The 15,155-nt window shown below is 74.0% G+C and carries 13 protein-coding genes; 8 read left to right on the top strand and 5 right to left on the bottom strand.

The genetic code is table 11. The features are described 5' to 3' along the window. Window positions 1-199 precede the first annotated feature (199 nt). Window positions 200-943 (top strand): arylmalonate decarboxylase, encoded by a 744-nt coding sequence (locus ABZ877_RS09790; protein WP_361067142.1) that lies wholly within the window; start codon window positions 200-202, stop codon window positions 941-943. On the opposite strand, the gene ABZ877_RS09785 is transcribed toward ABZ877_RS09790, so the two are convergent. The 4 genes from ABZ877_RS09785 to ABZ877_RS09770 all read right to left on the bottom strand — a co-directional run bounded on the left by ABZ877_RS09785 (window position 891) and on the right by ABZ877_RS09770 (window position 5,064). Beyond that, window positions 891-1,568 carry a response regulator transcription factor gene (locus ABZ877_RS09785; protein ID WP_361067139.1) on the bottom strand — a complete coding sequence of 226 codons (678 nt, stop codon included), beginning with the start codon at window positions 1,566-1,568 and terminating at the stop codon, window positions 891-893. The two genes, ABZ877_RS09790 and ABZ877_RS09785, sit on opposite strands and share 53 nt — an antisense overlap. A gap of 113 nt (window positions 1,569-1,681) precedes the next feature. Beyond that, window positions 1,682-2,773 (bottom strand): transposase, encoded by a 1,092-nt coding sequence (locus tag ABZ877_RS09780; protein WP_361067137.1) that lies wholly within the window; start codon window positions 2,771-2,773, stop codon window positions 1,682-1,684. 341 nt (window positions 2,774-3,114) lie between these two features. Next, on the bottom strand, window positions 3,115-4,347 hold the full coding sequence (locus tag ABZ877_RS09775) for an MFS transporter (protein WP_361067134.1): 1,233 nt from the start codon (window positions 4,345-4,347) through the stop codon (window positions 3,115-3,117). Window positions 4,348-4,512: 165 nt separating this feature from the next. Beyond that, a complete protein-coding gene (locus ABZ877_RS09770) occupies window positions 4,513-5,064 on the bottom strand; it encodes an SDR family oxidoreductase (RefSeq protein ID WP_361067132.1) in 552 nt (183 codons plus the stop codon). Window positions 5,065-5,201: 137 nt separating this feature from the next. On the opposite strand from ABZ877_RS09770, the gene ABZ877_RS09765 reads away from it, so the two are divergent. From ABZ877_RS09765 to ABZ877_RS09750, 4 genes are all read left to right on the top strand, one after another. Next, window positions 5,202-8,447, top strand: coding sequence for a BTAD domain-containing putative transcriptional regulator (locus ABZ877_RS09765; RefSeq protein WP_361067129.1), 3,246 nt, complete (start codon window positions 5,202-5,204; stop codon window positions 8,445-8,447). Between the two features lie 136 nt (window positions 8,448-8,583). Further along, a complete protein-coding gene (locus tag ABZ877_RS09760) occupies window positions 8,584-9,417 on the top strand; it encodes a TauD/TfdA family dioxygenase (RefSeq protein WP_361067126.1) in 834 nt (277 codons plus the stop codon). Next, on the top strand, window positions 9,418-10,893 hold the full coding sequence (locus ABZ877_RS09755) for an MFS transporter (RefSeq protein ID WP_361067123.1): 1,476 nt from the start codon (window positions 9,418-9,420) through the stop codon (window positions 10,891-10,893). It begins immediately after the preceding gene. Window positions 10,894-11,086: 193 nt separating this feature from the next. Beyond that, on the top strand, window positions 11,087-12,529 hold the full coding sequence (locus tag ABZ877_RS09750) for a beta-propeller fold lactonase family protein (RefSeq protein ID WP_361067120.1): 1,443 nt from the start codon (window positions 11,087-11,089) through the stop codon (window positions 12,527-12,529). Window positions 12,530-12,554: 25 nt separating this feature from the next. On the opposite strand, the gene ABZ877_RS09745 is transcribed toward ABZ877_RS09750, so the two are convergent. After that, window positions 12,555-12,950 carry a VOC family protein gene (locus ABZ877_RS09745; protein ID WP_361067117.1) on the bottom strand — a complete coding sequence of 132 codons (396 nt, stop codon included), beginning with the start codon at window positions 12,948-12,950 and terminating at the stop codon, window positions 12,555-12,557. A gap of 156 nt (window positions 12,951-13,106) precedes the next feature. On the opposite strand from ABZ877_RS09745, the gene ABZ877_RS09740 reads away from it, so the two are divergent. Genes ABZ877_RS09740 through ABZ877_RS09730 form a run of 3 tightly spaced genes read left to right on the top strand, consistent with a single transcriptional unit; the run spans window position 13,107 to window position 15,135 of the window. After that, window positions 13,107-13,601: a MarR family transcriptional regulator gene (locus tag ABZ877_RS09740; protein WP_361067114.1), complete on the top strand. Its 495-nt coding sequence runs from the start codon at window positions 13,107-13,109 to the stop codon at window positions 13,599-13,601. After that, window positions 13,598-14,875 carry an MFS transporter gene (locus ABZ877_RS09735; protein WP_361067111.1) on the top strand — a complete coding sequence of 426 codons (1,278 nt, stop codon included), beginning with the start codon at window positions 13,598-13,600 and terminating at the stop codon, window positions 14,873-14,875. Before ABZ877_RS09740 ends, ABZ877_RS09735 begins: the two co-directional genes overlap by 4 nt. A 47-nt stretch (window positions 14,876-14,922) precedes the next feature. Further along, window positions 14,923-15,135, top strand: a complete 213-nt coding sequence (locus tag ABZ877_RS09730) for a hypothetical protein (protein WP_361067109.1) — start codon at window positions 14,923-14,925, stop codon at window positions 15,133-15,135. Window positions 15,136-15,155 lie beyond the last annotated feature (20 nt).

Genomic DNA, 15,155 nt, shown 5'->3' with positions numbered 1-15,155 from the left:
TCGCTCGGGTTCGTTCGGCGCGGCACTGGAAACAGCCTCCGATTCCACCGAGGAGAAACACAAGAGAGGGCGGGTGAGGCTTCTGGGAGAAGTGTCAAGCAATGTCAGGAGCGTGAGGAAGAACGAAAGAAGAGTGCGGCCACGACAAATCACCGACGTATTCCCCACCCCTCTTTCCGGGGCGTCCTAGCGTGCGGCCATGGACCTTTTTCCTCTGCCCCGACTGGGCCTGGTCGTGCCGCCCGAGAACCCCACCGCGGAACCGGAGTTCCACCATTTCCTCGGCGGCCGCGTCAACGTCCACACCACGCGCTTCCCCCTCACCCCCGGCCTCGGACTGCGCCGGATGCTGGAGACGTACAACGACGTCCTGCCGGACACGCTCGGCGCCTTCGGGGAGCTCCGGCTCGACGCGGCGGTGGTCGCGTGCAGCGCCTCGCACTACCTCCTCGGCCCGGACGGCGACCGGGACTTCTGCGCGCGGCTGTCCGCCCGCGCCGGCCACCCGGTGGCCTCCTCCACGCAGGCGGTCCTCGCGGTCGCCGCGTCCCTCGGGCTGCGCCGGGTGACGCTGGTGTCGCCCTACGAGCCGTGGCTGACGGAGACCTCCCGCGCCTTCTGGGAGCGGGCCGGCCTCACGGTGGACGCGGTGGTGCCCGTGCCGCTGCCCGGCGGCGGGCACGACCCGTACCGGGTGACGGCCCAGGACCTGCTCGGCCGCCTCGACACCGCGCTGCCCGACGACGACCGACCGCTCCTCTTCACCGGGACGGGCATGGGCACGCTCGCGGTCCTCGCCGAGCTGGAGCGGCGCAGGCCCGGACGGATCGCGCTCACCTCCAACCAGGCGTCGGCCCGCTGGGCACTGGACGTGACCGGTTCGGCCCCCGTCACACCGCCGGACGCACGTGTCCCATCCGGTAGCCGACACCCCGTACCGTGATGATCCAGTTGCTCGCGCCGAGTTTCGCTCGCAGGCTGCTGACATGGGTGTCGATCGTGCGGCTCGCGTGCCCCCATTCGCTGTCCCAGACCCGGGCCATGAGTTCCTTGCGCGAGAACACCGTCGCCGGGTTCTCCGCGAGCAGGTAGAGCAATTCGAATTCCTTCGCGGTGACCGGGACCAGCCGCCCGGACACCCGTACTTCGTGCGTGCGCGGATCGAGATGGAGCGGGTCGAGCGATATGGGTTCGGCGCCGCGCGGAGCGGCGGGCCGGGCCCGGCGGAGCACCGCCTCCGCGCGCGCGGCCAGTTCACGGAAGCCCCAGGCGCGCACCACGCAGTCGTCCGCGCCCGCCTGGAGGGCGAGGACCCGGCCGACTTCGTCCTCGCTGTCGGCGATGGCGATGAGCGGCACGTCGCCGTCGTCGCGCAGCGTGCGGCACACCCGTAACCCGTCCAGGTCCGGCAGTTCCAGGGAGAGCAGCACCAGGTCGGCCTCGCGGTGGGCGCGCAGCGCCATCGCGCCCGTGCCGACGCTGCGCGCCGCGTACCCCTGACGCCGCAGATTGCGCATCGTCTCCTCGGCGGTGTCCGGATCCCGCTCCACCACCAGCACACTCCTCATGACCGTGTTCGTCCTTCCCCGTTGTGATCGTCGGGCCCGGGTCGGCGCCGGGGCCCGCATGCGTCCGTGGTCACGTCATGCGTCCGTGGTCACGTCATACGTGTGTGTTCACGTCATGGGTGTGCGCTCAGGCGCGGGTGTGCGTACGCGGCCGAGAGCAGCGTCATGTGGTGGTGCCAGCCGGGGAAGGAGCGGCCCGCGAAGTCGGCGAGGCCGTACCGCGCGCGCAGGACCGCCAGCGCCTCGGCGCCCCGGGCGCGGGCCGCAAGCAGCGCGAGAACCTGCTCGACGCCCGCGCCCGCGACATCGGTGAGCCAGTGCCGGGCGGGCCCGTTCCCGCCGGGCGGCGCGCAGCCGAGGAGGCGGTACGGGTGTTCGGCGGCGAAGCCGGGCAGCCGGACCGGGCCCGGGTGCAGGTGCACGGCGGGGTACGGCCGGCGCAGCAGCAGGGGTTCCAGGAGGGCGCCCGCGGTGCCGATGCCGCCGGTGCGGGCGTGGCGCAGCTCCAGGTCGGCCGGCACCTCGGCGACGACCGCGCGGTTCAGGCGGGACAGCGCGGCAAGGACCGTGGCCGCTTCGGCGTAGCGCGTCAGGTCGAGCACCCAGGGCAGTTCCGTGCCCGCGGTGCGGGCGGGTGTGCCGGTGGCCAGGTCGAGGACGTGCAGGCCCGCGGGGCGCGGCAGTTCGGTGGGGGGTACGCGTGCGCGGGTGCGCAGGGAGCGGTCCGTCGCCCAGGGCCCGTCGAGGACCAGGTGCCAGTCGACGGGGAAGGCCGCGCCGGGCGCGGCGAGGAACAGGCCGAGCGCGCGCTGGGCGTTGACGGTGCGTCCGTCGGCCGGGTCCGTCCTGGCGTGCACGCCCACCGTGTGCGCGCCGGTCTTGGGCACCACGACGTCGGCGACCGTCCAGGCGTACGGTCGCACCCGCGCGGCCACGAGGCCGGTGAGCCGGGACCGCACCGGCCGCCAGTCCCAGGGGCTCGCGTTGACGAACTGGTGCAGGCCCTTGGCGGCCGTCGGCGGCAGGTTCAGCGTCCGGACCAACCGCAACGGCGTCTTGCGGCCCGGCGTGCGGGCGAGGGCGCGCAGATGGGTCTGCGCCCACCGGCGCTGCTCCGCACGGCGCAGCGAACCGAACACGTCCGCCGTGAACTCCCTCAGCGCCGCGTCGCCCTCTTCGCGGGTGCCGGTCTCGCTCGACCCCATCTGACGCGCGCCCCCCTCGTGATCGCCGGACGCGCAAAAAGTACCGCCTGGTGGCCGCATTTCGGCCACTTGTTCGTGGACTTTCCCATGTACGGCTCTGAGCTGGGTGAATGCGGTCCACGCGGGTCCGGGCGGGTGTGGTTGAAGGGGTGAACGTTGGTTTATGAAGTGTGTCGCGGCGCCTCTCTGACCTGCTTCTTGAGGCACATGTCACAAAGGTGTGAACGGGGTGTGGCAAACATAATTGCTGTGTGGCGAATATCTGTCGCCGTCGATTCCGCGCTCCTCGAATCCCCGCCGTCGGGGAATCCGAGAAGCGCGGGAAGCGGTGCCGCCAAAGGTCAGGAGGCGTCGGCGTGACGCGCCGGGAACCCTGCCGAGCGGGCGTACAGCACGACCACGAGGACCGGGGCGAGCAGGCCCAGCAGCGTCCACGGGAAGGAGTCGCTCCCGGCCGTGTCCAGGAGCACTCCGCCGATCACGCCGCCCGCCGCCATGGCCACGTTCCACAAGGTCACCAGCATCGCCTGGGCGCCGTCGGCGTGATCGCCGCCCGCCTCGCCCGCTGCCGTCTGCAACAGCGTCGGCACACCGCCCCAGCCCAGACCCCAGAGCACCGCCGCCAGGTAGACGAAGACCGTGTGCTCGGCGAGGACGCCCAGGAGCGCGGCGGCGACCGCCACCAACAGGGTGCTGGCGACCGTCAGTTGACGGAGCTGGCGGTGGATGCGGGCGCCGACGATCCAGATGCTCGCCAGCGAGGCCGCGCCGAAGACGAGCAGCACCAGGTCCGTGTCGTCGCCCAGGCCCAGGTCGTCGAGGAACGTCGCCACATACGCGTACAGGATCGTGTGCGCCAGGACGAAGACCAGGGTCACGAACAGGACGGGCGGCACACCGGGCACCTTCAACGCCTGCAACATGCCCGGGCGTTCACCGCCCCGCTGACCCGGGTAGTCCGGCACGGCGGCGACGATCCACAGCAGGAGTACGAGGGTGAGCCCCGTCATCGCCAGGAACGCGACCCGCCAGTCGGTCACCTTGCCGAGGAACGTCCCGGCGGGCACGCCCAGCGAGAGCGCGACCGGGATGCCGGCCATGGCGATGGCGATGGCACGCCCCTGGAGATGCGGCGGGGCCATCCGGCGCGCGTACCCCGCGAGCAGGGCCCAGGCGAGACCCGCCGCGACGCCCGCCACGAAGCGCGCGACCATCGTCAGGCCGTACACCGAGGAGACGGCGGTGACGCTGTTGGCCACGGCGAACCCGGCCATGGCCGCGAGCAGCAGGTGCTTGCGGCGCCAGCCGGAGGTCGCCGCGGTCAGCGGGATCGCCGTCAGCGCGGTCCCGAGCGCGTAGATGGTCACGGTCTGGCCGGTCGCCGACTCGCTGACACCCAGGTCACCGCTCATGGCGGGCAGCAGTCCCGCGGGGAGCGTCTCGGTGAGGCTCGTGATGAAGACGGCGGTGGCCAGGGCAAGCAGCGCGAACAGCGGCAGCTTCTGTGGATCGCCGGGCCGGGGCGCGTCCGGCTGCGCCGGTGCGCCTGCCGCGGTGTCCGGTGCGGTGCTCATGGTGTGTGCTCCAGGGTTTGTCGGGTGTGCGGGGATGTGCGGGGTGCTTGGTGCGAGGGGCTGAGAGTGTGCGGGGGGCTTGGTGTGAGGGATTCGGTGTGCGGGTCTCGTCGTGGTTGATCGCGCCGTTCCCCGCGCCCCCGGATGCGCACTTCGTGCGCCATCTCAGGGGGTGCCGCCGAGGCCGCCGTCCACCGGGAGCCGTGCCCCGGTGGTGAAGGTCGCGTCCGTGGCCAGGAACAGCGCGGCCCGCGCCACCTCCTCGGCCGCGCCGAGCCGCCCGAGCGGCGGCAGCGGAGTCGGGGGCCCGAGCGGGGCCTCGATACAGGCGGGGACCACGGCGTTGACCCGGATGCCCCGGGCCGCGAGTGCCGCCGCGAGCGCGTGCGGCTCCGCGCCGGAGGGGTCCGGCGCGGTGAGCACCACGGCGGCGCCCGGTCCCAGGCGGGACAGCAGCGGGCGGGCCAGCGGGGCCGTCGCGGCGAACAGCCAGTCCACGGCCGGTTCGGGCCCTTCGGCGGCCAGGAAGGCGTCGAGGGCGTCCGGGGCCACGACGTCGGCGGCGGAGCCCAGTTCGACGCGGAGCCGGTCCCGTTCGGAGACCGGCGCGACGACCACGACGCGGGCCCCGCCCTCCACGAGCCGCTTCGCGATGGCGAGACCGGTCGCCGGCGGCCCGCCCACGACCACGGCCCTACGGCCTCCGTACCTGGTCATGCGCGCGCCACCTTCCGTGTCCGTCCCGGTGGACCGACTGTGCGCACCCGCGCTTCGGAATTCCTTCGGATCTCCTTCGGATCCGCTTCGGGGCGCTCCTCACCGCGTGGCGGTGCCCGCCGGATAAGGTGATCGCCATGCAGTTCGGGGTGCTCGGACCACTCGTGGTCCGCAATGACGACGGGGAAGAGGTCACGGTCCCCGAGGCCAAGGTCCGCGCCCTGCTCGCGATGCTGCTCACCCAGGACGGGGGAACTGTCCCCGCGGACCGGCTCATCGACGCCCTGTGGGAGACCCGGCCGCCCGCCAACCCGGCCGGCGCCCTCCAGGCGCGCGTCTCGCAACTGCGCCGCGTCCTCGGCAAGAACCGCGTCGTGCACCGCCCTCCCGGCTACCACCTGGACCTCCACGCCGACGACGTCGACGCGGCACGGTTCCGGGAGCTGACGGCCCGGGCCGCCGCCGCACCCGCCCCCGCCGACCGCAGCGCCCTGCTCACCCAGGCCCTCGACCTGTGGCGCGGGCCCGCGTACGCGGACTTCGCGGACGCCGAGTTCGCCCGCCCCGTCGCCGCCCGCCTCGCCGAGGAGCGGCTCACCGCCCTGGAGGAGCGTGCCGCCGCCCGCCTGGAGCTCGGCGAGCACGCGGCGCTCGTCGGGGAGTTGGCCGAACTGACCGCCGCGCACCCCTTGCGCGAACGCCTCCGCGCCCTGCACCTGCGCGCCCTGTACGCCGCCGGACGCCAGAGCGAGGCCCTCGCCGCGTACGAGGACGTGCGCGCCCGGCTCGCGGAGGAGCTGGGCGTGGACCCGGGCCCCGAACTGGCCGCACTGCACACGGCTCTCCTGCGCCAGGACCCGCGTCTGTCCCCGCCGGCCGGTGCGCGCGCCTGGCCCCCGCCCCCCGCGACCGAGGCAGGCGCCCAGCCGCCCACAGCCGTGGCACAGCCCGGTGGTCCGTCCGGCAACCTCCCCACCCCGCTGACCGCGCTCATCGGCCGCGACACGATGCTCGCCCGGATACGCCAACTCCTGGACAGCGCGCGGCTGGTGACGCTCACCGGGCCCGGAGGCGTCGGCAAGACGCGGCTCGCGATCGCCGCGGCCACGGCCGTCCAGGACAGTTGGCTCGTCGAACTGTCCGGGGTGCGCTCCGGCTCGGTCGCCGATCTCGCCGACGTCGTCGCCACCGTGCTCGGCGTGCGCGACGACACCCGTACCGCACGGACCACGGACACGGGCGACGGCACCTTCCCCGGCCAGTTCCTCGCCGCCGCGCTGCGCGACCGCCACGCCCTCCTCGTCCTGGACAACTGCGAGCACGTCGTGGCGGCCGCAGCCGAGCTGGCCGGGCGCCTGCTGTCGGCCGCGCCCGGGCTCCGCGTGCTCGCCACCAGCCAGGAACCGCTCGGGCTGACCGGCGAGGCCGTCCTGCTCGTGGAACCGCTCGCCTCCGAGGACGCCGTCCGCCTCTTCACCGAACGGGCCGCCGCCTCCGCCCCCGGCTTCCCCGCCGACCCGGCCGCGTCCGGCCCCGCCGAACGCGCCGCCGTCGCCGAGATCTGCCGCCGCCTCGACGGCATCCCGCTCGCCCTCGAACTGGCCGCGACCCGCGTCCGCGCCCTCGGCGTCCAGGCGCTCGCCGCCCGCCTTGAGGACCGCTTCCAGATCCTCACCACCGGGCGGCGCGACGCCCCGGCCCGGCAGCAGACCTTGCGCGCGGTCATCGACTGGAGCTGGGAGCTGCTCAGCGCGCCCGAACGCATCGTGCTGCGCCGCCTCGCCGTGTTCAGCGACGGGTGCGACCTGGCGGCGGCGGAGGCCGTGACCGCGGGCGACGGGGTGGCCGGACCGGAGGTCCTGGACCTGATCACCCGGCTGGTCGACCGCTCCCTGGTGGTCGTGGCGGGCGGTCCGGGCGGCCCGCGCTATCAACTCCTGGAGTCGGTGGCCGCGTACGCCGTCGAGCGGATGCACGAGATGGCGGACCTCGCCGCGACCCGCGAGAGGCACCTGGCGTACTACCTGGAGCTGGCCGAACGCGCCGAGCCCGGTCTGCGAGGACCCGACCAGCGCCACCGGCTCGACCGCCTGGACGCCGAGGCGGGCAATCTGCGCGCCGCCCTCGACACGGCCACCCGCCTGGCCGCCGAGAGGAACAGCGCCCCCGCCGAGCGTCTGACCGGCACCCTCGCCTGGTGGTGGCTGTTGCGCGGCCGTCTCACCGAGGCGCGGCGCGCATGCGATGCCGTCCTCGCCCACGTCTCGCCCGCCACTCCCGCCGTCGAACTCGCGCTCCTGCGGCGGGCGTTCGCGCTCCTCACCGAAGGCCGCGGCGCGGCTCCCTCCGTCACCACGACCGACGGCTGCGTGCCCGACGCCCCCGACCCGGCCCGCCGCGCCCGCGCGCTGTGGCTGTGCGCGTACGGACTCTTCAGCGCGGGCGCGGCCGACGACGCCGACGCGCTCAACGCCCGAGCCCTGCACCTCTTCGAGACCCTGCACGACACCTGGGGGACGGCCGCCGCGCTCGGCCTGCGGGCCCGCCTCGCCCTGGACCGGGGCGACCTCGCGGGCCTCGGCCGCGACGGCCGGCGCAGCGCCCGCCTCTTCCGCGAACTCGGCGACCGGTGGGGCGAGTTGCAGACCGTCCCGCCCCTCGCCACGCTCGCCGAGATCAAGGGCGCGTACGAGGAGGCCGAACGGTTGCAGCGGGACGGGCTGCGCATCGCCCGCGACCTCGGCCTCCTGGCCGAGGTGTCCGCCCGCCTGTCCGGGCTCGGCCGGCTCGCCCTGCTGGCCCGGGACTGGGACCGCGCCCGCGCCCTGCACCACGAGGCCCGCCGGATCGCCGCCGAGCAGGGGTACGCGTACGCCGAGATCCACGCCGAGATGGGCCTGGCCCTCGGCGCCCGGCGCTCCGGCGACCTCGACGGCGCGGCACACCATCTGGCGCGGCTGCGGGACGGGTTCGCCCAGGCGTCGTCGCTCGCGGGCGAGCATCTGCGCCTCGCGGAGCTGGGCTTCCTCGCCGAGCTGCGCTCCCGCCCCGACGAGGCCCTCGCCCTGCACCTGGAGGGCCTCGCCGTCGCCCGCGCCCTCGCCGAGCCCCGCGCCCTCGCCCTGTCCCTGGAGGGCCTGGCGGGCGCCCTGTCGTCCCGTGCCCCCGCCGCGGCGGCCGAACTCCTCGGCGCGGCGGAGGCCGAACGCCTCGGCGTCGACGCCCCGTTGCCGCCCGCCGAGCGCGGGGACGTGGACCGGATCGCCGCCGCGCTGCGAGCGGCCCTGGGGGCGGAGGAGTACCGGCGCGCCTTCGACCGCGGCGCCCGGGACGGCGGCGAACACACGCTGAACCGGCTGGACGAACAGCTCGCCCCGGCCTGAGACAGCCCTGCCGGGCCGCTGCTCGCGGCCCGGTTGTGACACGCGCATGGCGGCGCCATGACCGGGCCATTGCAGTCTCGTTCAATCCAACGGGCATGCGTTGACCGGCAGTTGGCGCCTCCCTAGCGTCGGCCACATGTCGATCACCACGACCGTCGCCCCCTTCGAGATCGTCCGCACCGGACCGCGCTTCGGCGCCGAGATCACCGGCATCGACCTGACCGCCCCCGTCGACAGCGCCACCGCCGACGCCCTGCGGCAGGCCTTCCTCGACCACAAGGTGCTCGTCTTCCGCGACCAGCACCTCACCCCCGACCAGCACGTCGCCGCCGTACGCGTCTTCGCCGAGCCCTTCGACCACCCGACCGCCGCCAAGGACCCGGCCAACCCGCTCGTCTACCCGTACAACGTGAGCCAGACCGGCAAGGCCAGCACCTGGCACATCGGCGGCCTGTGGCGCGACCCGGTCTTCGCGATCGAGTCGCTGACCTACGAGGTGGTGCCCGAGCTCGGCGGTCACACGCTCTGGGCGGACCTCCAGGCCGCGTACGACGACCTGTCGGAGCCGTTCAAGGAACTCCTCGCCTCCGTGAGCGCCGTGTACGACGGGAACGCGGAGAACTACGCGCAAGGCAGCAAGAAGACCGCGACCGGGCCGACGATCGAGCACCCGGTCGTCCTCGCGCACCCGGACACCGGCCGCAAGGGCCTGTTCATCAGCTCCTCGGCGCTCGGCCTCACGGGCGTCACCCCCGCCGAGAGCAAGGTCCTGCTCGACCACCTGCTGCGCCACGCCTCCTCGCCGGACTACACGATCCGCTTCGGCTGGCGGCCCGGCGACTTCGTCCTCTGGGACAACCGCGCCACCTGGCACTACGCCATCGACGACTACGGCGACGGCGCGCGCGTCTACCGCAAGGTCATCGGCGTGGAGCCGACGGCGGGGGCCGGAGCCGGGGCGCGTTCCTGAATGCTCCCGGGTGAGGACCGCGCCGCCCGGCGCACTCTGCTCGTCTGTCTCGCCGCGGGCACGACGACGCTGCTCGACCAAGCGGTGCTGAACATCGCCGTGCCGAGCATGCGGCACGCGCTCGGGGCGGACACCGGGGACGTGCAGTGGATCGTGGCCGGTTACTCGCTGGCCTTCGGTCTGGCGCTGGTCCCCGGCGGCAGCCTCGGTGACGCCTACGGGCGCAAGCGGTTCTTCCTCCTGGGCGTGGCCGCCTTCCTCCTCGCGGGGACGGTGGCCGCGACCGGGCGCGGCCCCGGCACGCTGATCGCGGCCAGGCTTGTGCAAGGCGCGGCGGCGGGCCTCGTCAACGCCCAGGTCATCGGCACCTTGCAGGATGTGTTCCACGGGCAGGACCGGGGCCGCGCCCTCGGCCTGTACGCGGTGACGGCCGGGGTCGCCACGGCGCTCGGACCACCGCTCGGCGGCGCCCTCGTCGCCCTGCTCGGACCCGGACAGGGCTGGCGCTGCTGCCTGTTGCTCAGCGCTCCCTGTGCCCTCCTCACCCTGGGCCTCGGCGCACACTGGCTGCCGCCGCCCCGGCGCACCGCCCGCGACCCCCGTCCCGACCTCCTGGGCATCGCCCTGGCCTGTGCCTGCACGCTGACGGTGATGGTGCCGTTCATCCGCACCCCCGACAGCGGGGGACAGGCGCTTCTGTGGGCCGCCGCCGCGCCGGCCCTGGTGCTCGCGCTGGCCGGGCAGCAGCGGCTGCGCGCACGACGCGGACGCCCGCCCCTGCTGCACCCCGCCCTGCGGACGTCGAAGCCCTACCTCCTCGGCACCGCGATCGCGATGGCCCAGTTCGGCGCCTCCCTCGCCTCGTCGCTGGTGCTCACCGTCTTCCTCCAGGAGGGGCTCGGTCTGTCCGCCCTGCGCACCGCGGCCGTCACCCTCCCCTCGGCGCTCGCGATGGGTGTCACCTCCGCCTGCGCGTGGCGCGTGGTGCGCCGCATCGGGCCGCGCGCGGTGCCGCTGGGGCTCGCGCTCGGCATCGGCGCCGCACTGGCGGGCGCGGTGGTCGTGCTGACCGTGCCCTCGGCCGCGCTCCCGGTCGCGTGTGCGGGCGTGCAGGCGCTGACCGGCGCCGCCGCCGGGCTCACGGTCTCGCCGAACCAGACGCGGGTGCTGCACCACGTTCCGGCCGAGGCGGCGGGCGTGGCCGGAGGCATTCTGCAAATGGCGCAGCGCATCGCGGCCGCCGTCTGCCTGAGCGCGGTCCCGGCCGTGTACCTGCGCTCCGCTCCCGCGCCGCCGGACGGCAGCGGCGCACGGGCCGCGTACGCGCTCGCCTCCTGCGTCTGCGCCGGTCTGCTCGCGGTGGCCCTGCTGCTCTCGCGGCTGTCTGCGACCGCGCGGGGACGGCCGTCGTCGCCCGGCCCGACGGACGAGACCGGGCCGGGCCCCGACGCCAGACCGAGTGTGGCCAACATTTGACCGAGTGCGAACAACTGTGGAGGTTCCGTTCCCCGCTTGGGGAGAGTGCGTGATGATGCTGGTGACGCCGTAGGGACGGGCGTTGCCGTCGTCGCCGACCGCGACGACGGGAGGTGCGCGAACGCGCCGCCGCCGGTCCTCGGGCCCCTTGCGACCCGCCGTCGCGGCGTGCGCTCGACGGAGGGGGAGACACATGGCCACTGTGCCCGCCAGACCGCTGACCGCTGGACCCGTACGAACACGAAGGCCGCTCGCGGCGCGGGGGCGGCGACTGGCCCCCTTCGCCGCTGCCGGGGCTCTGGCCCTGTCGGGACTGGTGGCGCTCACCACGCCCGCCCACGCCGCCGAGGGCCCGTCGGCGTACGTGGCCAACTTCCACGCCGACGGCGTCACAGTCATCGACACGAGCACGAACACGGTCGAGCGCACCATCGGCGTCGGCAACAGCCCCGTAGGTGTGGCGGTCGACCCCGCCGGGACACATGCCTACGTCACCAACTTCGACGACAAGAACGTCTCGGTGATCGACACGCGGACCGACGCGGTCACTGCGACCGTGCCGGTCGGCAGCAACCCCCTCAGCGTGGCGTTCGCCCCGTCCGGTGCCCGCGCCTACGTGGCGAACAGCGGTGACGAGACGGTGTCCGTCATCGACACCTCGACGCGCGCCGTCACCGCGACCGTCCCGGTCACGGGCTCACCGAACGGTGTGGCGGTGGCCCCGTCGGGCGCCACCGCGTACGTGTCCAACAACAACACCAACACCGTCTCGGTCATCGACACCTCGACCAACACGGTGACCGCCACCGTCCCCGTCGGTATCGCCCCCGCGGGGGTGGCGGTCAGCCCCGCCGGGGACGTCGTCTACGTCGCCAACAACAGCGGCGACGACTCCGTCTCCGTCATCGACACGGCGACCAACACCGTGACGGCGCGGATCGAGGTCGGATCCGGCCCGCACGGCGTCTCGTTCGACCCCTCCGGCACACGCGCCTACGTCACCGACCGGGGCAGTGACGACGTGAAGGTCATCGACACCTCGGCGCACAAGGTCCTCGCGACCGTCCCGGTCGGCGACGGCCCGGCCAAGGTCGAGGTCGACCCCACGGGCAGGGCCGCCTACGTCACCAACGTCGACGACGACACGGTCTCCGTGATCGACACCTCCACCGACACGGTCAGCACCACCATCACCGGCCTGAGCGGCCCCTACGGCATCGCGTTCGTCCCCGCCTCGGCGCCGGCGTCGGCGGCGGACATCGACGTCGACGTCACCGCCCAGCCGCATCTCGGCCTCCTGGTGCCGTACGTGAGCTACACCCTCAGCGCCCGCAACACCGGCCCGGACGCGGTGACTTCGGCGACCGTCACCGTGAAGCTCCCGCGCGGCGCCTCCGCCACCGGCCCAGCCCCCGGCTGCACCGCCGCCGGAACCACGCTGACCTGCGCCTACGGTGCCATCGCCGACCATGCGAGCGTGCACAAGAGCTTCCGCGTCCCGCTGCATCTGCTGAGCCTCGGCCAGGTCAAGGTCACGGCCCAGCGCACCGCGTCCACACCGACGGACCCGAACCCGGCCAACGACAGCGCCTCCGCCTCCTGCACGGCCGTCTCCGTGGTCCTCGTCACCTGCTGACGCCGACACCCGCGCGCGTCGCCGGTCAGGCCCCCAGGATCTGGGCGATCTCCCAGACCTGGCCGGCCGGGTCGGCGAACGCCGCGGTGCGCCGCCCCCACGGACGGTCGACGGGACCGTTCAACAGCCGTACGCCGCGCTCCGCTAGCTCGGCACAGACGGCGTCGGCGTCCTCCACCTCGATGGTGAACAGGGCGCGCGTCCCCGCGTCCGCGCCGCCGACGGGGGCGGGGGTGACCAGTTCTGCGGCGTTGGCCGAGGTCAGCACATTGATCAGCAGGTTGTCGAGCGCGACGACGGCGGAGTCCTGATCCTCGTACACCACCTCCAGGCCGAACACGTCCGTGTAGAAGACTTTGGTGGCGGCCAAGTCCTCGGCGAACACAGTGATGACGGCGAGCCTGCTCAGGGCTGAGATCACGTCTGACTCCTCATACATCGGTGAGAGCGGTGGCTGGGGGAGACCCGAGGGCGACCCGTGGCGACTCTATGCATGACCACTGACACCACAGCCCGGCGATCGACCGCACCGCCGCGCACCCTCCCCGATATATCGCAGCGCTGTTATATTAGCGCTGTGACATCTACGGACGCCGACCCCACGACACGCCCCGACCCCTGGCACGCCCTGCACGCGCTCCTGGCCGCCATGGACGCCGAGATCGAGCAGGTCTACGAGGAGCGCGGTATCCAAGGGGTGCGGCCCAGGTTCGCGTATCCGCTCATCCGGCTCGCCCACACCGGGCCGCTGACCATCCGTGAACTCGCGAAGTCCCTGGACCGCTCGCACTCCGCGATCAGTCAGACCGTCGCCGCCATGCGCAAGGAGGGCCTGGTCACCTCCGAACCCGGACCCGACGCCCGTACCCGGCGCATCGACCTGACCGAGCGCGGCCGCGCGCTGGTGCCGTTCCTCGAAGCGGAGTGGCGGGCCACCCACGCGACGGTCGCCGAGCTGGACAGCGAGATCCCGTACGCGATGACACGGGTGGTCGAGGAGGTGCGGCAGGCGCTGGAGCGCCGGTCGATGCGGGAGCGCATCCTCCACCACCTGGTCGAGCCACCGCGATGAGCGGCCGCGCCCGCGCTCACCTTCTCGACGTCCGGCCGTTGCGCGCCGGCCGCCCGTTCCGCGACCTGTGGATCGGCACGTCCGCCGCGCAACTCGGCGGCCAGATGGCCAACGTGGCGGTGCTGGCCCAGGTCTGGGACCTGACGGGCAGCACCGTGGGGACCGGCGCCATCGGGCTCGCCACCGGACTGCCGATGGTGGTGTTCGGGCTGCTCGGCGGGGCCCTGGCCGACACCTTCGACCGCCGCGCGCTGGTACGGGCCACCACCGCGGGCCAGCTCCTCGCGGCCGCCGGGCTGTGCGTCCAGGCCCTCGCGGGCAACCGTGACGTGCTGCTCCTGCTGGCCCTGGTCGCCGCCGCGACGAGCTGCGCCGCGCTGGGCGCCCCCGCCCGCCGCACCTTCCCGGCGCGCCTCCTGCCCGCGGACCAGGTCGCGGCCGGACTCGCCCTCACCAACGTGTCCTTCCAGGCAGCGATGCTGGCCGGGCCCGCGCTGGCGGGGCTCGTCATCGCCCGCTACGGTTACCCCGCCGCGTATGCCGTCCAGGGTGTGGCCACCGCCGTCTCGATGCTCGCGGTGATCCGCCTGCCCGCCATGCGCCCCGACGGGAACGCGGCGCGCGGGAGGCGGCGGCCGGAGCGGGGCGGCTGGCGGATCGTCCTGCGGCGCGCGACGCTGTGGGGCTCGATGGCGACCGACCTGTCCGCGACCCTGCTCGCCATGCCGATCGCGCTCTTCCCCCTGGTCAACGAGGACCGCTTCGGCGGGAACCCGCGGACCCTCGGCCTGTTCCTCTCCGCCGTCGCGGTCGGCGGCATCACGGCGGGCCTGTTGTCCGGCACGGTCACGCGATGGCGCCGCGGCGGCCTGGTGCAGCTCGGCGCCGCCGTGGTGTGGGGTGGGGCGCTGGCCTGTTTCGGGCTGGTCGCACCGTTGTGGCTCGCGCTCGGCTGCCTGGCCGTGGCGGGCGCCGCCGACACCGTGTCCGTCGTGACGCGCAGCGCCCTGGTCCAGTTGGAGACGCCGGACGCCTACCGGGGGCGGGTCTCCTCGGTGGAGCACGTCATCGGCGTCGCGGGCCCCGAACTCGGCAACTTCCGCGGCGGGCTGGTGGCCTCCGCCACCTCCGCCTCCTTCTCACTGGTCCTCGGCGGCCTCTCCGCGGTCCTGGCCGTCACCGCCGTGGCCGCGGCCAACGCCCCGCTGCGCGCCTACCGCACACCGGCCACGGAATCGCTGACAACGGCGCCGGCCGAGGCCGTCCAGGCGTGATCCGGCCGGGCGACGTGCCTCGGGCCCCACTGCCTCGTTGTCCGGATATGGACAAAATCATCAGCCGCGCACTCACCGCCGTCGCCGTCGCGGGGACCGCCGCGCTCATGGCCGCCGCCCCCGCCGTCGCGGACGGCGCCCCCTCGGACGGGGTCTCCCTCAACACCGGGAAGTCCCCGCTGCGGTCCCTCATGGCCGCGAAGCCCGTAGAGATGATCAAGAACGCGAAGGTGCTCGACGACTCGCTCAAGATGCGCTGAGGCGCGACCGCGCACCGTTG

Origin of the sequence: Streptomyces sp. NPDC046939 (assembly GCF_040644575.1) — a bacterium.
GTDB lineage: Bacteria > Actinomycetota > Actinomycetes > Streptomycetales > Streptomycetaceae > Streptomyces.
This window is presented reverse-complemented; position numbering and strand designations above follow the sequence as displayed.